We start from the raw sequence: 18,106 nt of genomic DNA on the forward strand, positions 1-18,106 counted from the left end.
CGGCATTCTTGCCGCGATCGCGATCCCGAAGTTCGCGAACACGAAGGAGAAGGCTTACCTCGCATCGATGAAGGCAGACCTTCGCAACCTGGCCACGTACGAAGAGAGCTATGCTGCCGACAGTGCCGGCACGTACTTCTCGGGCGACGGCACGGCGCAGGGCTTCACGGCGTCGCAGAACGTGACGATGGCGGCGACGGCGGTTGCCGGTCCGCCGGCCGGATGGTCGGCGGTGGCGACGCACTCGCTCACGACCAAGACCTGCTCGTCCTCGGTGAACGGTCTTATCACCTGCACCTGATCGCAACGGAGTGCGCGACTGCACTGCGAGCCCGCGTGGATTCTCCCGCGGGCTCGTTTTCTTTCTCGGGCCACGCGCGGAATGCCCGATTGGCCGCAGAATGCGGCAATTTTTCAACGCCAGAGCTTTTCGATAAGCGTGTCAACTCGTTGCAGGCGGCGCACTTGAGCTCCTGGATCTGAAGTGGTCCGTGCCGTGCCTACAGTGGCCTCAGATGCCGGCGGACCGACCCCCCGATCTGCACCGCATTGGCGAATTTCAACTCTCTAAAGGAGAGATCATGGTACGCAACAAGAAGGGCTTCACGCTGATCGAGCTTCTGATCGTCGTCGTCATCATCGGCATTCTTGCCGCGATCGCGATCCCGAAGTTCGCGAATACGAAGGAGAAGGCTTACCTCGCATCGATGAAGGCTGACCTTCGCAACCTCGCCACGTACGAAGAGAGCTATGCTGCCGACAGTGCCGGCACGTACTTCTCGGGCGACGGCACGGCGCAGGGCTTCACGGCGTCGCAGAACGTGACGATGGCGGCGACGGCGGTTGCCGGTCCGCCGGCCGGATGGTCGGCTGTCGCGACGCACTCGCTCACGACCAAGACCTGCTCGTCTTCAGTCAACGGCCTGATCACTTGCACATAACTGGCTGAGCTTTACAGCAGGAAAACCCGCCGGGACCTGGGCCCGGCGGGTTTTTTTTGGTTACGACCTGGAATTCGCGTGAAAAACTTCTGTCGTCGTCCGCACTCGACTGTTATGTTGGGACCTCCTTTGCGTCCGCCGATCCACTCGGGCGTGACCAAATCGTCGTTCGATCCGTCAGTACGGCGGACCTCACCTCCGGCCGGCACAGGCCGGCTGGAGATTTATTTTTTGAACGTTCTCGGATACTGCAGTCGCACGGCTGCCACCGTTGCAATTCCGATCGCCGCGATCCTCGCGCCCGACCAGGCGAGTGCTCAGCGCGACGTTCACGCCGAGGTCGCGGCGCTGGCGAAGCTCCCCGTCGTCGACAGCACGAACCTCCGCCGGATGGTCGTCCACATGGCTGGAAAGAGCGGGAAGCTTCTGGCAAGGTTCGTTCTGCCGCCGCGCGCCCTCAGGATTCCGGTTCTCTCCAAGAACCTCGCGTTCACCTCCAAGCTCATCCCCACGGTTCAGGAGATCACTGGCGCCAGCAAGGTCGGTCGTTTTTCCATGATCACCATGAAGTCGTTCGGCGACAAAGTTGCCGGTTCGGTCGGCGGATATCGGGTAGGGTACTGGCCGGAGGAAAAAGGTCGCCTGCGCTCCGAGGCGTACGAGAATCCTGTCGGGTTCATCGAGGTGACGCGCGAGAATCAATTCATGCGTGTCTCCGAGCATTTTTCCCTTCACGATTTTCTCACGCATGACCAGGCTAACGTGTGGCCCAAGTACGTCGTTCTGCGTGAGCCTTTGCTCGACAAGCTCGAGCTCGTCATTCAGGATCTCGAGCGACGCGGAATTCACGCGGCCGGCATGCACGTTCTCTCCGGCTTTCGCACGCCTCACTACAACCTCGAGCTCGGGGACGGCAGCGGGCGCGCGCGCGACAGCCGTCATCAGTTCGGGGATGCCGCGGACGTGATCATAGATAGTGACGGCAACGGCCGCATGGACGACCTGAATCGCGATGGTCGGATAAATTTCGCGGACGTCCGCGTGGTGCTCGCTTCTGTGGAGCGCGTGGACCGCGCATATCCCGACTTGGTCGGTGGTGTTGGACTGTATCCCTCGAGTGGACCTGCAGGTCCGTTCGCTCACATCGACGTTCGCGGAGAGCGCGCGCGATGGGTTCTTCGCGGAAAGTCCAGCAAGGGGCGGCGTTCTCGCTCGCGCTCCGCGAAGTCCAGCCGTGCCAAGGCCAAGCGCGTTGCGTCCGCGCGGGCCGCGTCAAAGCGCTAGCCCCTCAACAAGCATCTCCGGGGCTTCGACCCCGGGTCCCGGTGCGACGGGCGCGTGTGCGCCCAGGCCGGTTCCGAACCCTTTTGGGCACTCCGGTGTCAAAGGTGTAGCGTCAGAATCGCGCACTTTCCGCGCGACCATTGAACCCGCTATTTCCCCCCGGAATATCATAATGAAACGCTCAGCATATGTTGTTCTTGCCGTCTCCCTCGCGGGCAGCTCCGCGCTACGGGCACAGGCTACGTCGCAGCCGCAGCAGTCCGTCAAGAAAACGCAGGAACCGGTCAGGATTCAGAAAGGCACGACGCTGGAAGGGCGCGATTCCGTCACGATCGCCGACGTCCAGCGCGCTGCCGACGAGCTCGCCCGCACAGTCCAGGCGGCTGTAAAGCGAGTCAGCGAAGATCCCGAGCTGAAGGTCGCTGCACTCACCGTCGCCACCAACGCCGTGAATGCGGCACGGCTCGTCGTTGACCAGCAGGCAGCCACGCTCGCGGCAGCGCTCGAGATGCTCGCAAAGCAGATTGCCGCCGTTTCAGCACAGCAGGCGAAGCCGAAAGCGCACTAGCGACGTTTGTTGGGCGCTCGTTATTTACGAGCGCCCATGGCTGAGGACGTCTTCCGCGAGAACGTAGTCGTCATCACCGGCGGCTCTGCCGGGATTGGCCGGGAGCTCGCGTGTCAGCTCGCGGCGCAGGGCGCATGGCTCGTGTTGGCCGCGCGAGAAGCCTCCCTCCTCGAAGAAGCAGCGCTGGAAGTCCGCAATCGCGGCGCGCGAGCCGTCGCCGTTCCCACAGACGTCGCGGTGGAAGCGCAATGTGACGCATTGATCCAGCGGGCGATTGCGGAGTACGGCCGCATCGACACCCTCATCAACAACGCCGGCATCAGCATGCATGCACGGTTCGATGAGCTCGGAAGCGTCGAGCCACTCGAGCGCGTGATGCAGATCAATTACTTCGGCAGCGTCTACTGCACGCACTACGCGCTCCCGCACCTCAAGCGGACGCGGGGCAGAATCGTCGCGATATCGAGTCTCGCGGGGAAAACCGGCGTTCCAACGCGGAGCGCCTACGCCGCAAGCAAGCACGCAATGGCCGGCTTCTTCGACTCACTGCGCATCGAGCTGGCCGATGACGGTGTGAGCGTTACCGTCGCGTATCCCGGCTTTGTGGCCACCGACATCGCTTCACGCGGGCTTGGACCCGGGGGCAAGACTCTCGGCCATCGCCCGATCGACAACGCGGCTGTCATGTCCGCTGAAGAATGCGCGCGTCGGATAATCGAAGCTGCCGCTGATCGTGATCGTGATGTTGTGATGACGAGACGCGCCCGGATCGGGCAGTGGATGAAGCTCGTTGCACCCGGCGTCGTCGATGGCATCGCGACCCGGGCGATAGAGCGCGGGCGGTAGCCCGCGTATATTCACCTTATAAACCAGAGGAGAACGGGTATGCGCACGATAGGCCTAGGTGCAACGATTTTTAGTCTCGCCGTCATCAACGCGTGTACGGCGAAAGAAACCGTCCCCGCGGCGGACACGGGCATGGCCGACGGCCAGGACACGTTGGCGACGATGGCCGCGGGCTCCGATCCCGACCGCGCGACGGGCGGGTCTGGCCTTCCGGCGGGATTCGTCGGCCGCACTGACAACCCGTCAGCTCAGATCACAGCCGCGAAATACACGGCGAGCGGAGGCAGCTGGGATATTGTGACCGGACCGGCTCACATCGTGTATCGGCCGCAGGATGCGGCGAGCGGGAACTACACTGCGTCGGCGACGATCGAGCAACTCGAGAAGCCCGCCCATCGCGAAGCCTTTGGTCTGATTATCGGCGGTAAGGATCTCGACCAGCCGACGCAGGCGTACACGTATTTCGTCGTCGCTGGAACCGGTGAGCTGCTCGTGAAGGTGCGCGAGGGGGACAAGACGCGCGACGTTCTCAAATGGACGGCGTCCCGCGATGTACCAAAGGCCGATGCGTCGGGAAAAGCATCGTACGCGCTTGCGGCGCAGGTGACCGGTGACGCAGTGAAATTCATGGTGAACGGGAAGCAAGTCGCGTCGGTCAGCAAGGTCGGGCTCCTCACGGATGGAATCGCGGGCCTGAGGGTGAATCACAATCTTCACGTGAAGGCCAGTCCCGTTACGATCACGCCTCAGTAGTGATCGCGCCGGCATCGGGAGCAGACTACTGATGCGCGCGGGCCTCGCGGCGATATTGCTCGCCGCGCTTCTCTTCGTGGGATTTCGGCCGGTGGGCCAGCTGCCGCCGGTCGGGAAGCTGCTGGATCCGGCCAACGGTGTCTGGGCGACTGCCAGGACGGCGAATCTTCCGCCACTCGAGCAGGGAAGAATTCCCGGCCTCAGCAAGCCGGTAGAGGTGGTGTTCGACGATCGCGGCGTACCGCACGTGTATGCCGCAACGGAAGAGGATGCGTTCCGCGCGCTCGGCTTCGTCATGGCGCGCGACCGGCTGTTTCAGATGGAGCTTCAGACGCGAGCGGCTGAGGGGCGACTCACCGAGTGGATCGGTCCTGATGTTCTCAACGTCGATCGCCGAACCCGCGCTCTCGGGCTCCGCTGGGGTGCCGAGCGCAAGTACGCCGCGGCGAATCGAAATACAATCGGTCATCGAGCGATCTCTGCGTACGCCGATGGTGTCAACGCGTGGATTACATCGATGCGTCCGCGCGATCTGCCGATGGAATACCGCCTGCTGGGAGTAACCCCGGGTAAATGGGAGCCCATATATTCCCTGAGCTTCTTCTCGAAGATGTCTCTGACGCTGGCGTTCAATGACGCGACTTACAACCGTCTCGCCGCTCAGGCAAAGGTCGGTCGTGCGGCGGCTGACGCTCTTTATCCAGTAAACAGTCCGATTCAGGAGCCAATCCAGCCGAACGGTCAGCGCGCGCCACGATTCGACGTTGCGGCGATTCCTGCACCCGGAGCTCCCGACAGCGCCGCAATGCTGGCCGTTGCCGCGCGACAGTCAGTTCTCGCCGCCCTCGGTCGACAAAAGCCGAACCACAACGGTGACGCGCTTGGCAGCAACAACTGGGCGGTCTCTCCGAAACGGACGGCAGCCGGTCACGCGCTTCTTGCCGGCGACCCGCATCTCGAGCTGACTCTGCCCTCCATCTGGTACGAGATGCACGTCGTCGTGCCGGGGAAGCTCGATGTTGCCGGAGTCGGGTTTCCAGGTGTGCCCGGCGTCATCATCGGCTTCAACCGCGAGGTCGCGTGGACGTTCACGAACACCGGATCGGACGTGAACGACTACTACGCGGAAGTTGTCGACGACACGGTGCGGCCGAATCGTTATCGGGTTGACGGTGTCTGGCGCCCGCTCGAAAAAAGGATCGAATCCTACCGTGACCAGAAGGGAACGGTCATCCGCACCGACACACTTTACTTCACGCATCGCGGCGCGATGGCACGGCAGCTCGGCAAATGGATGTCGATGCGATGGACTGCGCAGGAGCCGTCGGACGAGGCAAGCAACTTCATCAGGCTGGGATACGCGCGAAACGCGACCGAATGGCTCGACGCCATGAGCGGCTATCTTGCGCCGACTCAGAACGGCCTGGTCGCCGACAAATCGGGCAACATTGCGATTCGCTCCACAGGTGCTTACCCGATTCGTCCCGGCGACGGACGGGGCGACGTCGTTCGCGACGGCTCGAAGTCTTCGAGCGACTGGCTCGGGTATCTCCCTCCATCGAAGTACCCGTATGCGATGAACCCTGCGCAGGGCTATCTGGCATCTGCTAACCAGCAGCCCGTCGATCCGCGCGTGAACCCGAGCTTCATGGGATCGGACTGGTTCTCACCGTGGCGCGCGATGCGCATCAATGAGCTGCTGCGCGCAGATTCCGCAGTGACCCCGGACGCAATGCGCCGCTTCCAGACCGATCCAGGAAGCGCGCGCGCCGACGCATTCGTTCCCCTGTTTCTTGCCGCCGCCGCGCGCGAGGACAGCGCGGGCCGAGCTGACGCCACGCTGAAAAGAGCAGCCGCCATTCTCGCGGAGTGGGACCGCCGCTACACCACGGACAACAGACGCGCAGTGCTCTTCGACATGGCAATGGACGACCTCGCAACCCGGACGTGGGACGAGCTGCGCCCGCAGCGCGACAAGGGCACTACGGCGCAGGCGCTCGGGTTGCCGGAGAGCCAGGTGCTGCTGGAGCTCATGCAAGACCCAGCCAGCCAGTGGTGGGACGACCGCCGCACCCGTGACGTCGTCGAGACACGTGATGCAATCGTCGCGGCAAGTCTGCGCGCCGCGCTTGTTGCCGCGCTCAAGATTCACGGTGATCCGTCGGGATCAGGATGGCAGTGGTCCAACGTGCGCCACGCCAACATTCATCATCTCACGCAAATTCCCGCTCTGTCGGCGCTCCGCGTTCCTGTCCAGGGTGGGCCTTCGACGCTGAGTCCGTCAGGTGGTTCCGGAAAGGAAGGAGCGAGCTGGCGCATGGTGGTCGAGCTCGGTCCCGAAGTTCGAGCGTGGGCAACCTATCCGGGCGGCCAGTCCGGAAATCCCGCGAGTCCACGATACAAGGACAGGCTTCCGATGTGGCAGAAAGGCGAGCTTGCTCCGGTGTTGTTTCCGAAGACGCGCGCGGACCTCGACCCGAAGCGAATAGTCTCAATCCTCCGACTCGACCCGCGCTAGCGATGCTCAGAGCAACGGTGAAGTTCCTGCTTTTGACCGAGGCATTCGCCGTCACGACGTTTGCGTTCGGCTGGTGGGCGGTCCCGCTTCTTGCATTCGCATGGGCTGCGCTTGTCGACACCATAAGGCCCGTGCTGTTCGCGACGATGTGCGCAACGTCGGCATGGATCGCTGTCCTGCTGCTCGATGCCGCGCGTGGCCCGGTTGACATTGTGGCTGCGCGTTTTGGCGAAGTCCTCGGATTTCCGTCCGTCGCACTGATCGCCGTTACGATCATCTATGCCGCGCTCCTCGCCTGGAGCGCCTCGTTCGTCGGAGCCGCAATCCGGAAGTCTCTGTTTCGCAAAGCAGCAGAGCCGGAAGAGCAGGCGTCGGCTCCTCAGCCGCGCGCCGCTGCGAGGGAGGTCGCGGTCGCGGATGCCTGAAACGACTGGACGTCATCGCATCGGCGAGCATCGCCGCCTCGACCGCTACATGGTGGACCTGCGTGAGACTCCACCCGATGTCTTCGAGGATCTCAGCGCCACCGACTGGTCTCGTCTTGCGTGGCGGGATGTCGGGCGCCCTTATCGCGTTGAGCGGTGGGCGAAAGGTCGAAAGGATTGGGAAGAAGAGCACGGCGCGCCGATGCCCGTGAAGGAAGGGTGGGAGCGCTTCAATCGCAGCTTCCATCATTTCTTCATCACCGACCTTCCCCAGGAACAGGCACGGGTGCGCTCGGCAATCCTTGCGCAGCTCGCGCACGCGGACGTTCATGGTGCGCGTGAAACGATGCATGAGCTCCTGTGTCTCGCCATCTGGAATCGTGTTCACAGAGTAGAGGATGCCGTCTGGGATCCGCGGGGGAAGCGTGCCCTATTCGACGGCCTCGACGTGAAGCGTCCGCGCATCCTTTTCCTCGGCGCCGCCGAGGGGTACGAGGCGATGCAGCTCAACGCGATGTATCCGGGCGGAGAAGTCGTTCTGGTCGATTACGACGAGTTCTGCAAGACCGACAGGTTCGGACTCTTCCCGGAGGCATATCCGTTCCTTGGCGTCGATCCCGCAACTGGACACAGGCGCGTCTGGTATCGGGAGGAAATGCCGATTCACTACGAGGTCGCCGACATTCGCGACCTTAGCTACGGAAAGGAATTCGACATCGTCGTCAGCATCGGACTCGTCGAGCATTTTCCCGACGAGCACAAACCGGTGGCGTTCGAGTTTCATCGCCGGTTTCTGAAACCGGGCGGCTACGTGATCATTACGACGCCGCGCAACCAGGTTCGCGGCCGCGCCTTCTACACGATTCTCTCGGACTACATGAACTACGGGTATCGCGAGCTGATGGATACTCGACAGCTCGCGCTGTACGCGTGGGAGAATGGCTTCGACATCCTGCGGGCGGGCTACATCAAGGCGCACAACGCGCTCATTTGCAGAGAGCGCGCGACGGCGCGGAGCTAGGCTTCGGGCTTTCGCTCGGCCAGCATCTTCGCAGCGAAACGCTGGCCCTCGGAGATTCTCTCGACCTCGATCGCAATTGCGTCGACCGATTGCATCAGATGCTGCATCTGCGCCTGCATCTCGGCCGGTATGGCGGCCGGAACCGGGGCGGCGCGCTCGATGCGCCTTCCGATGGCGCGCATGATTGGAAATCCGACGATGATCACGGCGCACGTCACGAAGAAGGCAATTGAAACGTCCTTCACCCGCGGCGGAATATCGGCTTCCCAGGGCATTCCCTTAACGGAGATCGTCGGCACTCCGATGGGCGGCGCCGGCATTTCCGGACCGCCGGCGACTCCGGTTCCCTGAGCGTCCGCGCGGGCGCGCGCCGCCTGTGCCTCGCGCACTGCCGCCTGAGCCTCCCGGGTTGCCTGCTCCACTTGCGCCCTGATCTGCTCGCGCAGCTGATCCCGCGTGATGCCCTCGGCTGGCGCTTGACTGAGGCTTAGGTTGTACATCGTGACAACTCCAATCGTGAACGACCCTGCGCGAAGCTCCCGCGATGAAATCTATGGGTCACCGAGGGGTGCTGCTACGCACACCACGAGCGCCACGAAGCGACCGCGGCCCCGGTGGATGATGGCGATCGACGGCGGAATTCTCGGCGTCGCGTTCTGGCTTCTCCTCTTAACGCTCGGCGTTCCGTGGGTGTTTCATATCGGCGCGTTCGACGGACTGTTTCCGGCTACGCTTCTCGGGATCGTCATGGGCCTCGCCGGATTGCGAGGCGTGCTGGCGGCCGTTGTCGTCGCGCAAGCGGTGCTGCTCGTCATCGTCGGATACACTCCGCTGATAGTCGAGCCGGCGCGCTCGCTCATTCGCAGCGATCCGCTGCCTTCCCATGCCGATGCGATTGTCGTGCTCGCCGCCGGGACCAGCGACGACGGGCTCATACTGCCGCAGGCAACGGACCGCCTGCTGAAAGGCCTCGAGCTGCTGAACCGGGGCGTTGCACCGGTGCTCGTTCTTCCGCGTGAGGCGGACAGCGTCGGGACGCGCCTCGTGACTCAGCGCGACGATCACCACCGGATCGTTTCGCTCGTGCGCGGCGCGCAATCGAGGGTCGTCTTCTCCGGCCTCACGCACAGCACCCGCGACGAAGCGGTGAGGACCGCCATGCTGTTTCGCACAAGGGCGTGGAAGCGTGTTGTAGTCGTCACGTCACCGCTTCACACTCGGCGTACATGCGCGACCTTCGAGAAGCTCGGAATCGTCGTGAGCTGCCATGCGGCGGAATCGCGCGAGATCGCTCTCAACACGTTGAGGAAGCCTGAGGATCGAGTCAGAGCGTTCCAGGGATGGCTCTACGAGACTGCCGGGACCATTCGGTACAAACAGCTCGGATGGATGTAGGGCCGAAACCGGTGTGAATCATGCTCCGTAGAGATCATCTCACGGAGGCCCCGGATGACTTCTGTCACCACTGTAGTTCAATCGCTCGGCGTCGCTTATGCGGCCGGCATCAATCTTCCGGCCACTGTCGCGGTTCTCGGCGTTTCGGAGCGCGTCGGATGGATCGAGCCTCTTCCCGGCGTGCTGGGCGTTGTCGGGAACCTCTGGGTCATCTCGATAGCAGTGATTCTCTACGCTCTCGAGTTCCTGGTCACACTCGTGCCTGGATTGGCAAGCGCGTGGGAAACGGCGCAGAGCGTCATCAGGCCACCGGCGGCTGCCTTTCTCGCGGTAGCGACAGCCTACAATCTCAATCCCGTGTTTCTCGTCGCTGCGGGCCTGCTCGGAGGCGGTCTCGCCCTCACGACGCATGGAACGAAGCTCGGCTTGCGCTACGCGGTGGACAGCTCTCCCGAGCCCGTCTCCAACGGAATTGCGAACATGGCCGAGCTTGGCACGATCGCGAGCATCGGAATCTTCATCTGGACGCATCCCTACATCACGCTCACCATTGCCATCCTAGTTCTAATTCTTCTGATCCTTGTCGTTCGACGGATCATCATCACGCTCCGCAAGCTGCTGAGCGGAGAATGGAGGAAGGGCGTTTACGGCGTAGTGCGCACGCCATGAAGAGTTCGCACATTTATCGCTGACCCATCCGGCCGCACCCAGCCGCCGGACTGATTCCTCTCAGCGGGAGCGATTCGTGGAGCCGGTGCAGAAGATCTGGAAGGTGATTGCCGCCTCTTCGGCCGGCACGATGATCGAGTGGTACGACTTTTACATCTTCGGAAGTCTGGCGACGATTCTCGCCACGCAGTTTTATCCCGAGGGAAGTACCACCGTGAACTTCCTGAAGACTCTCGCGACTTTTGCGGTTGGCTTCGCGGTGCGCCCGCTCGGGGCGCTGGTCTTCGGAAGAATCGGTGACATGATCGGGCGGAAATTCGCCTTCTTGCTGACCCTGCTGATAATGGGCGGCTCCACCGCCGCAATCGGTATGCTGCCGACCTACGCGAGCATTGGCCTCGCGGCTCCAATCATTCTCGTTCTTCTGCGGTTGCTGCAGGGACTCGCGCTCGGTGGAGAATACGGCGGAGCGGCCGTCTACGTCGCCGAGCATGCGCCGGACGGCAAGCGCGGATTTTATACGAGCTTCATTCAGACGACCGCAACTCTCGGACTTTTTGTCTCTCTGGTGGTGATCCTCGTAGTGCGGCGCGCCGTCGGAGAGGAAGCGTTCGCCGATTGGGGATGGAGAATTCCATTTCTGCTGTCGATCGTGCTCGTCGGCATGTCCTACTACATCCGGGTGCGCCTTAAGGAGTCGCCGCTCTTCACGAAGCTGAAGGATGCCAACATGACTTCAGAACGTCCGATTCAGGAGAGCTTCGGGACCTGGCCGAAGTGGAAGGTATTCCTGCTCGTTCTGTTCGGTGCAACCGCCGGGCAGGCGGTCGTGTGGTACACGGGTCAGTTCTACGCGCTGTTTTTCCTTCAGACCGTTCTCAAGGTGCCGCTGGGCACGGCCTATGTAATTGTTGCGATCGCGCTTCTGCTTGGCGCTCCGCTGTTTGTTTTCTTCGGATCGCTCTCGGATCGCATCGGGCGCAAGAAGATCATGATGGCGGGAAATCTTATTGCCGCTCTCTCGTATTACCCGATCTACATGGCGATGAAGGCATTCTCCGAGCCGTTGAACGCTCCGATGCTGACTGCACTCGTCTTCATTCAGGTGATCTTCGTAACGATGGTCTATGGTCCAATCGCGGCGTTTCTGGTTGAAGCATTCCCGGCGAAGATCAGGTACACGTCGCTGTCACTGCCGTATCATTTCGGCAACGGCTGGTTCGGCGGGTTTCTTCCGCTCATTTCGACTGCGCTTGTCGCGCGCACGGGGAATATCTACGCTGGTCTCATCTATCCCATCGTGGTCGCGCTGCTGACTTTTGTTGTCGGGTCGCTCTACCTGAAGGAGAGCCACAAGCATCGCATCTGGGACGAGATCGACGAGCTGCGGCCCGACGCTGCGTGAGCAGCTTTCGTCGCCCGGCAGGCGACCTGCGCGCAAAGGTTTGATGCCTCTCCCTCGGTCGGGGCGTCTGTGCTTTGCCGCATTGATGGCGATCAGCGTCGCGCCCCGCGTCGGTTCGAGTCAGTCGCCCCCGACCTCGGTCGCCCAGCTGCGTGAAGCGATACTGCAGCGTATCGCGGGTAACGCGGGAGCGATCGCCGGTGTTGCATACTCCGATCTGGAGACGGGTGACCAGCTCTTGCTGGCTGCGGACACGGTATTTCACGCGGCGAGCACCATGAAGATCCCTGTGATGATCGAGGTGTTGCGGCGCAGCCAGCAGGGAGCGTTCAGTCTCGATCAGGGCATTCTGTTGACCAATCGATTCCGGTCACTGGCCGATGGATCACCCTTCTCGCTGAAGCCCGAGGACGATGGCGACAGCACTCTGTACCTGCGCGTCGGAGAGCGCGTCCCTATACGCGAGCTGCTGAGGTTGATGATCACGCGGTCGAGCAATCTTGCAACGAACGAGCTGATCGAGGTTGTCGGAGCCGCCAACGTGACGGCGGCCGCCCGCTCGCTTGGGGCAACGCGTACCAAGGTATTGCGCGGTGTCGAGGACCAGAAAGCGTTCGACGCCGGCATGATCAATACGACAACTGCAGCCGACATGGCGATTCTGCTCGCCGCGATCGAGAACGGTCGCATGCTTTCTGCCGCGAGCTCGGCACTCATGCGCGACATTCTGCTCGCGCAGGAATTCAACACGAAGATTCCGGCAGGCGTTCCGCCCGGCACGCGCGTCGCGCACAAGACAGGCGAGATAACGGCGGTGTCGCACGACGCAGCGATTGTCTATCCCGCCGGCCGCAGGCCCTACGTGCTCGTGGTGCTCACGCGCGGAATAAGGGAAGGCAAGGCCTCCTCGGCGCTCATCGCCGACGTTTCGCGTCTGGTTTACACACATGCGACCCGCGGAAGATGACGCGAGTCGCGTTCATAGGTCTCGGGGCGATTGGGATGCCGATGGCGCAGCATCTCGCAAAGCCGCCGTTCGACCTCGTCGTATGGAATCGATCTGCGGACAAGGCGGCTGAGTTCGCGGAATTGCATGGAGCTCGAGCGGCGGCAACGCCTGCGGATGCCGCAAGAACAGCGGAAGTCGTGATTACCTGTCTGCCATCTTCACGCGAGGTCCGCGAGGTCCTCGAGCGCCCGGACGGTCTCCTCGCCGCGGTGGTGAGGGGCTCGATACTCGTCGACTGCACCTCGGGCGACCCCGCTGAGTCACGAGGCTTTGCAAAGACCCTGGCGGGGCAGGGCGTAGCGTTCATCGACGCACCGGTGAGTGGTGGCGTCGTCGGCGCGAAGGCCGGCACCCTCACAGTGATGTGCGGTGGTGGTTCGGAAATGCTGGAGAGAGCGCGGCCGGTGCTCGAAACGTTCGGAAAGAAGATTGTGCTCTGCGGGCCCGTCGGATCTGGCCACGCGGTCAAGGCGGTAAGCAATGCGCTTCTCGCGGTGCACGTCTTGTCGACGGCCGAAGCGCTCGCGGCCCTGACGCGACTCGGAGTGAGCGCTTCAGTTGCATTGGACGTCATCAACGCTTCTGCCGGCCGCTCGAATGCGTCTCAGAACCTTTTCCCGGAGCGCGTTCTCACGCGCGCATTTCCGCGCACGTTCCGGCTCGCATTGCTCGACAAGGACATTGGCATCGCGACGAAGCTCGCATCAGAGGCGGGCACACCGATTCCACTGATCGATCTGGCCGCGCAGCTGATTCACGAAGCTCATGTCGAGCTGGGCGAGGAGGCAGATCATGTCGAAGCGGCGAAGGTCGTCGAGAAACGGGCTGGGGTGACGATCCAATAGGGATGGGACGCTTCTTTGTGGCTGCGCACGAATGCTTTGATTACGCCCCGTTTCCAGCCATATTGTGAGCTGATGCCAGCCCGGACAACCGAACAGAAAACCGTCCTCTCTGCACACGCGGTCGAGCGGACGTTGAAGCGAATGGCCAATGAGATCGTCGAGCTGAATGACGGTACGGCCGATCTCATAATCGTCGGGATTCAGAGGCGCGGTGTGCAGCTCGCCGGCCGGCTCGTCAATCTCATCGAGGAGAGCGAGGGCGTCGAAGTTCCTCAGGGCTCACTCGACATAACGCTCTACCGCGACGACCTCCAGACGATCGGTCCACGCCCGGTTGTCGGCCCCACCAGTCTTCAATGGGGCATCGAAGGGATGAACGTCGTCATCGTCGACGACGTTCTCTATACCGGCCGCACCGTGCGCGCGGCTCTTGACGAGCTCGCGGATTTCGGGCGACCCGCTCGCATTGCACTCGCAGTCCTCGTCGATCGGGGCGGCCGGGAGCTACCGATTCATGCCGACATCGTAGGCAAGCGCGTGCTCATCGAGCCGGGCGACCGCGTGGACGTGATGGTCGATGACCTCGACGGTCGCACGGCCGTCGTCATCGTCCCGGCCGCAGGCGAAGACGAGCCGTGACAAGCGCGCTCGGCAAGGATCTCCTCGGCCTCGAGCCGCTGTCGAGCGAACAGATACTCCTCATTCTCGATACCGCCGAGCCGTTCAAGGAAATCAGCGAGCGCGCGATAAAGAAAGTGCCGGCGCTCCGCGGCCAGACGATCGTCAATCTCTTCTTCGAGAGCTCGACGCGAACACGCATCTCCTTCGAGTTCGCCGAAAAGAGGCTGTCCGCGGACACGGTGAACGTCGCCGCGTCCGGCTCGAGCGTCCTCAAAGGCGAAACGCTGGTGGACACGGCGCGAAATCTGGAAGCGATGCGGATAGACATGGTGGTTATGCGCCACGGAGCTTCCGGCGCCGCCCAGTTTCTGGCCGAGCGCATCGAGTCGAACGTGATAAACGCCGGGGACGGCACGCACGAGCATCCGACACAGGGCCTGCTCGATCTCCTCACGCTCCGCGATCATTTCGGGGACCTGAAGGGTCGCCGCGTCTGCATTTGCGGGGACGTCCTCCATTCGCGTGTCGCGCGCTCCAACATATGGGGTCTTCAGAAGCTCGGCGTGGAGGTCGCGGTGTGCGGCCCTCGTTCGCTGCTGCCGAACGCAATCGAGGAGTTCGGCGTGCGCGTCATCCCCAGGATCGAGGAAGCGATCGAGTGGGCTGATGCACTGAACGTACTCCGCCTGCAGCTCGAGCGTATGACAGCCGGTTACATCCCCTCGAGCCGCGAATACAACCGCGTATTCGGGGTAACCCGTGAGCGGCTCGAGCGCGCGCCGCGCGACATTCTCATAATGCATCCTGGCCCGATGAACCGCGGCGTCGAGATCGACTCCGACGTTGCCGACGGACCGCACAGCGTGATTCTGAATCAGGTGACCAACGGCATCGCGGTTCGAATGGCTGTGTTGTACCTGCTCTCGGGTGGGCGACCGGAGCTCGCCGAAGCGGCGAAGGGCGGCACGGGGCGCCGGGGCGGCGCGGAAATGACAGAAGCGGCATGAGCTCATCGAAACGCCACCGCGCATGCCTGAATTGACGCGCGAGTCGAAGCCGCTTCTTCTCACAGGCGGCCGCATTCTCGACCCTTCTCAGAATCTCGACGAATCTGGCGATCTCCTGGTTCAAAACGGAAAGGTGGAGGCGGTCAGCGGTCGCGTCGGACACGCCGACGACGTAGAGGTGATCGACTGCTCGGGATGCATCGTGTCGCCGGGCTTCATAGACGTCCATTGCCATCTTCGCGAGCCGGGCAGGGAGGACGTCGAGACAATTGCGACAGGTGCCCGGGCCGCAGCCGCCGGCGGCTTCACCGCAGTCTGCGCGATGCCGAACACCGATCCGGTCACTGACAATCAGGCAGCGGTGGGATTCGTCATCCGACAAGCGAATCGAGCCGCTGCTGCAAGAGTGTATGCGATCGGCGCGATCTCGGTTGGCCAGCGTGGAGAGACGCTGGCCGAGTTCGGAGAGATGGTCGGTGCTGGCGCGGTGGCGGTGAGTGACGATGGGCGCCCTATGGTGAGCGCACAGCTGATGCGGACAGCGCTCGAATACGCGCGAACTTTCGGCATTCCGGTAATCGACCACTGCGAGGAGCCGACTCTCGCGCACGGCGGCGCGATGAACGAAGGGATCGTCAGCGCCCGCCTCGGCTTGAAGGGCATTCCGGCGGAAGCGGAGGAGATCATGGTGATACGTGACATTCTTCTCGCTCGCCGCACGGGCGGTCACGTTCATCTGGCTCACATGAGCACGCGCGGGTCGGTGGAGCTCATTCGCTGGGGAAAAGAGCGCGGCATCAATGTCACGGCGGAGGTGTGCCCACATCACATCTCACTCACCGAGGAGCGTGTTGGCGCGTACGATACAAACGCAAAGATGAACCCTCCGCTGCGCACGACGTCGGACGTCGAGGCGCTGCGTGAGGCGGTGCGCGACGGCACAATCGATCTCATCGCGACGGATCACGCCCCGCATCATTACGACGAAAAGGAGCGGGAGTTCGCCGATGCACCAAACGGAATAATCGGGCTGGAGACGGCGCTCGGAGTCGTAGTCACTCACCTCGTCGATTCAGGAACCCTCGACTTCGCCATGCTGGTCGAGCGAATGTCCTGCTCACCGGCGCGGGTATTCAATCTCGAGGGAGGGACCTTGCGCCGCGGCGCGGAGGCGGACATAACGGTGTTTGATCCGGCCATGAAATGGACCGTCGATCCTTCAGAGATGCTGAGCAAGGGACGCAATACTCCGTATGCCGGCATGACGCTTTCCGGCCGCGCCGTATGTACAATTGTTGGAGGCAGGATTGTTTATCAAATGGAGAGCCCAGCGGCGGCGCGTTTGCAGCCGGCGCGATCATGAGGTAGAGGGATGAGCAAGTCGAAGACAAACGCGCTCGATGCTCTGCGCGCCCTGATAGCGGAGCGGCAGCAGTACGATCAATGGATCTCGACGCTCGAGTCGAAGCGCGACGGGACCGTCGAGCACGTTTTCAATCGCGTTTACTCTGATTATCGCAGCAGGCTCGACAGGGTAGTTGGCGAGATCAGAGGCCACGCCGAGGAGCTGCAGCTCAGCATCGCGGCGCTTTCGTCGCGCCTCGGCGAAGTCGCCAAGGAAGAAGAAGCCAAACGCGACGCGATGTCTGAGGCGGAGCTGCGCGCCGCAGTAGGCGAGTACGACGTGGCTCAATGGGAGTCGATGCAGGCGGATTCGAAGCGCCAGCTCGACAAGATTGCCGCCGATCGGGCTTCACTCGAGGCTCAGCTCGCCGAGCTGGAGAGCATCAGAAAGTTGAGCGAGGTTACGGCGCCTTCGGTCGAAGGCGGCGCGGCAACGTTGCCGGTTTCTGAACCCGCGAAGACTGACTCGGCGCGAGCTGACGCGCCGAAAGCCGAGAAGGAAGAGCCCGCAGAGGCGGCTCAGGCAACCGAGCCAACGACAGCAGGACCTTCCGCTTTCGTCCGAGCTGATCGAATCGAGGAGCCCGCGCCCCGAAAGCAATTCAGCGATGCGGGCTGGCCCGCCCGAGACATAGTGGAGCAGGCGCCTGCTGCTGCGGCGCGTCCAGAGCCTGCCGCGGCCAAAACGAGCCAGCGTCCGTTCGATTCACCGGCGTCCGCTCCGCCACGCGCACAGCCGGCTGCGGCGGATACTCCCGGTGCGGCCGCACCAACAGCGTCGCCGCCGATTTCTGCAAACATGGACGCTGCGCTCGCCGAGCCACGTCCGTCCGCCACGCCTGTGGCACCGCCGCGGACGCCTACGCCTCCGCGGAACAAGCGCCACACCCCAACCGGTAAGGACGCGCAGATATCATCTGGATTCTCGAAGCCCATTCGCACCCCGGCCGATGCGCGGCCGGAGGTCAACAAGACACTGAAGTGTCCCGAGTGCGGTACGGCGAACTATCCGACGGAGTGGTATTGCGAGCGTTGCGGGGGCGAGCTCGCGACGATGTAGCTGCGGCAAAAACAAAAAGGCGCCTCAGGGCGCCTTTTCAATGACTGTCGAACAGGAGTTCTTACTTCGCGGCTTTCTTCGCCATCCGGCTTTTGTGACGAGCGGCTGCATTAGGATGGATCAGTCCCTTGCGCGCTGCGCGGTCGAGAAGCTTCACGGCAGTGAGTCGGTCGGCCGCGTCGACTTCGGGTGAATGACCTTTTTTGAGGGCGGTGCGGAGCGCCGAGCGCTGCGCGCGATTGCGCGCCATAGCGGCGCGGGACTTACGCATGTTCTTCTTGGCGGACGCAATATTAGGCAATTCGATCTCTCTTAACGGTGTTGAATGCACACAA

Annotated in this window: 20 protein-coding genes; 18 read left to right on the forward strand and 2 right to left on the reverse strand. The window is 62.6% G+C overall.

Translation table 11 applies throughout. The features are described 5' to 3' along the window. The 9 genes from VES88_01715 to VES88_01755 form a co-directional block, all read left to right on the forward strand. A partial coding sequence (locus VES88_01715; GenBank protein HYN80192.1) for a hypothetical protein occupies window positions 1–301 on the forward strand: 301 nt, incomplete at its 5' end. A gap of 280 nt (window positions 302–581) precedes the next feature. Further along, complete coding sequence (locus VES88_01720) at window positions 582–941, forward strand: prepilin-type N-terminal cleavage/methylation domain-containing protein (protein ID HYN80193.1); 360 nt, start codon at window positions 582–584, stop codon at window positions 939–941. A 231-nt stretch (window positions 942–1,172) separates the two neighbouring features. After that, window positions 1,173–2,225, forward strand: a complete 1,053-nt coding sequence (locus tag VES88_01725; protein ID HYN80194.1) for a hypothetical protein — start codon at window positions 1,173–1,175, stop codon at window positions 2,223–2,225. Between the two features lie 172 nt (window positions 2,226–2,397). Next, window positions 2,398–2,793 (forward strand): hypothetical protein, encoded by a 396-nt coding sequence (locus VES88_01730; GenBank protein HYN80195.1) that lies wholly within the window; start codon window positions 2,398–2,400, stop codon window positions 2,791–2,793. A 36-nt stretch (window positions 2,794–2,829) separates the two neighbouring features. After that, window positions 2,830–3,639, forward strand: coding sequence for an SDR family oxidoreductase (locus tag VES88_01735; protein ID HYN80196.1), 810 nt, complete (start codon window positions 2,830–2,832; stop codon window positions 3,637–3,639). A gap of 39 nt (window positions 3,640–3,678) precedes the next feature. Next, window positions 3,679–4,392: a hypothetical protein gene (locus VES88_01740; GenBank protein HYN80197.1), complete on the forward strand. Its 714-nt coding sequence runs from the start codon at window positions 3,679–3,681 to the stop codon at window positions 4,390–4,392. 31 nt (window positions 4,393–4,423) lie between these two features. Then, window positions 4,424–6,910 carry a penicillin acylase family protein gene (locus VES88_01745; GenBank protein HYN80198.1) on the forward strand — a complete coding sequence of 829 codons (2,487 nt, stop codon included), beginning with the start codon at window positions 4,424–4,426 and terminating at the stop codon, window positions 6,908–6,910. Window positions 6,911–6,912: 2 nt separating this feature from the next. After that, entirely contained in the window at window positions 6,913–7,335 is a 423-nt protein-coding gene (locus tag VES88_01750; GenBank protein ID HYN80199.1) for a hypothetical protein, read from the forward strand. Beyond that, window positions 7,328–8,356 (forward strand): methyltransferase domain-containing protein, encoded by a 1,029-nt coding sequence (locus VES88_01755; GenBank protein ID HYN80200.1) that lies wholly within the window; start codon window positions 7,328–7,330, stop codon window positions 8,354–8,356. The genes VES88_01750 and VES88_01755 overlap by 8 nt, the downstream gene beginning before the upstream one ends. Here VES88_01755 and VES88_01760 read toward each other — a convergent pair. Then, on the reverse strand, window positions 8,353–8,856 hold the full coding sequence (locus VES88_01760) for a hypothetical protein (protein ID HYN80201.1): 504 nt from the start codon (window positions 8,854–8,856) through the stop codon (window positions 8,353–8,355). The genes VES88_01755 and VES88_01760 overlap by 4 nt on opposite strands. 1 nt (window position 8,857) lies before the next feature. On the opposite strand from VES88_01760, the gene VES88_01765 reads away from it, so the two are divergent. From VES88_01765 to VES88_01805, 9 genes are all read left to right on the forward strand, one after another. After that, window positions 8,858–9,751 (forward strand): YdcF family protein, encoded by an 894-nt coding sequence (locus VES88_01765; GenBank protein HYN80202.1) that lies wholly within the window; start codon window positions 8,858–8,860, stop codon window positions 9,749–9,751. Window positions 9,752–9,805: 54 nt separating this feature from the next. Next, window positions 9,806–10,420, forward strand: a complete 615-nt coding sequence (locus tag VES88_01770) for a DUF4126 domain-containing protein (protein ID HYN80203.1) — start codon at window positions 9,806–9,808, stop codon at window positions 10,418–10,420. A 76-nt stretch (window positions 10,421–10,496) separates the two neighbouring features. After that, window positions 10,497–11,825 (forward strand): MFS transporter, encoded by a 1,329-nt coding sequence (locus VES88_01775; protein ID HYN80204.1) that lies wholly within the window; start codon window positions 10,497–10,499, stop codon window positions 11,823–11,825. A 43-nt stretch (window positions 11,826–11,868) separates the two neighbouring features. Continuing rightward, entirely contained in the window at window positions 11,869–12,792 is a 924-nt protein-coding gene (locus VES88_01780) for a serine hydrolase (protein ID HYN80205.1), read from the forward strand. Further along, window positions 12,789–13,679, forward strand: coding sequence for an NAD(P)-dependent oxidoreductase (locus VES88_01785; protein ID HYN80206.1), 891 nt, complete (start codon window positions 12,789–12,791; stop codon window positions 13,677–13,679). The genes VES88_01780 and VES88_01785 overlap by 4 nt, the downstream gene beginning before the upstream one ends. Before the next feature lie 72 nt (window positions 13,680–13,751). Next, the gene (pyrR, locus tag VES88_01790) at window positions 13,752–14,318 is read left to right on the forward strand and encodes a bifunctional pyr operon transcriptional regulator/uracil phosphoribosyltransferase PyrR (GenBank protein ID HYN80207.1); all 567 of its coding nucleotides are present in this window, start codon (window positions 13,752–13,754) and stop codon (window positions 14,316–14,318) included. After that, window positions 14,315–15,307, forward strand: a complete 993-nt coding sequence (locus VES88_01795; GenBank protein ID HYN80208.1) for an aspartate carbamoyltransferase catalytic subunit — start codon at window positions 14,315–14,317, stop codon at window positions 15,305–15,307. Before pyrR ends, VES88_01795 begins: the two co-directional genes overlap by 4 nt. 22 nt (window positions 15,308–15,329) lie before the next feature. Beyond that, the gene (locus tag VES88_01800; GenBank protein ID HYN80209.1) at window positions 15,330–16,670 is read left to right on the forward strand and encodes a dihydroorotase; all 1,341 of its coding nucleotides are present in this window, start codon (window positions 15,330–15,332) and stop codon (window positions 16,668–16,670) included. Between the two features lie 9 nt (window positions 16,671–16,679). After that, window positions 16,680–17,771: a hypothetical protein gene (locus VES88_01805; protein HYN80210.1), complete on the forward strand. Its 1,092-nt coding sequence runs from the start codon at window positions 16,680–16,682 to the stop codon at window positions 17,769–17,771. Between the two features lie 61 nt (window positions 17,772–17,832). Here VES88_01805 and rpsT read toward each other — a convergent pair whose 3' ends face one another. Continuing rightward, window positions 17,833–18,072 (reverse strand): 30S ribosomal protein S20, encoded by a 240-nt coding sequence (gene rpsT / locus VES88_01810; GenBank protein HYN80211.1) that lies wholly within the window; start codon window positions 18,070–18,072, stop codon window positions 17,833–17,835. Between the last annotated feature and the right edge of the window lie 34 nt (window positions 18,073–18,106).

The sequence above is a fragment of the Gemmatimonadaceae bacterium genome (genome assembly GCA_035633115.1).
In the GTDB taxonomy this organism is placed as follows: Bacteria; Gemmatimonadota; Gemmatimonadetes; order Gemmatimonadales; family Gemmatimonadaceae; genus UBA4720.

Coding starts and splice junctions, on each gene's coding strand:
- VES88_01760 (HYN80201.1), bottom strand. CDS start 8,856: ATGTACAACCTAAGCCTCAGTCAAGCGCCAGCCGAGGGCATCACGCGG.
- VES88_01730 (HYN80195.1), top strand. CDS start 2,398: ATGAAACGCTCAGCATATGTTGTTCTTGCCGTCTCCCTCGCGGGCAGC.
- VES88_01785 (HYN80206.1), top strand. CDS start 12,789: ATGACGCGAGTCGCGTTCATAGGTCTCGGGGCGATTGGGATGCCGATG.
- VES88_01800 (HYN80209.1), top strand. CDS start 15,330: ATGCCTGAATTGACGCGCGAGTCGAAGCCGCTTCTTCTCACAGGCGGC.
- VES88_01770 (HYN80203.1), top strand. CDS start 9,806: ATGACTTCTGTCACCACTGTAGTTCAATCGCTCGGCGTCGCTTATGCG.
- VES88_01740 (HYN80197.1), top strand. CDS start 3,679: ATGCGCACGATAGGCCTAGGTGCAACGATTTTTAGTCTCGCCGTCATC.
- VES88_01745 (HYN80198.1), top strand. CDS start 4,424: ATGCGCGCGGGCCTCGCGGCGATATTGCTCGCCGCGCTTCTCTTCGTG.
- VES88_01735 (HYN80196.1), top strand. CDS start 2,830: ATGGCTGAGGACGTCTTCCGCGAGAACGTAGTCGTCATCACCGGCGGC.
- VES88_01805 (HYN80210.1), top strand. CDS start 16,680: ATGAGCAAGTCGAAGACAAACGCGCTCGATGCTCTGCGCGCCCTGATA.
- pyrR (HYN80207.1), top strand. CDS start 13,752: ATGCCAGCCCGGACAACCGAACAGAAAACCGTCCTCTCTGCACACGCG.
- VES88_01720 (HYN80193.1), top strand. CDS start 582: ATGGTACGCAACAAGAAGGGCTTCACGCTGATCGAGCTTCTGATCGTC.
- VES88_01780 (HYN80205.1), top strand. CDS start 11,869: ATGCCTCTCCCTCGGTCGGGGCGTCTGTGCTTTGCCGCATTGATGGCG.
- VES88_01750 (HYN80199.1), top strand. CDS start 6,913: ATGCTCAGAGCAACGGTGAAGTTCCTGCTTTTGACCGAGGCATTCGCC.
- VES88_01755 (HYN80200.1), top strand. CDS start 7,328: ATGCCTGAAACGACTGGACGTCATCGCATCGGCGAGCATCGCCGCCTC.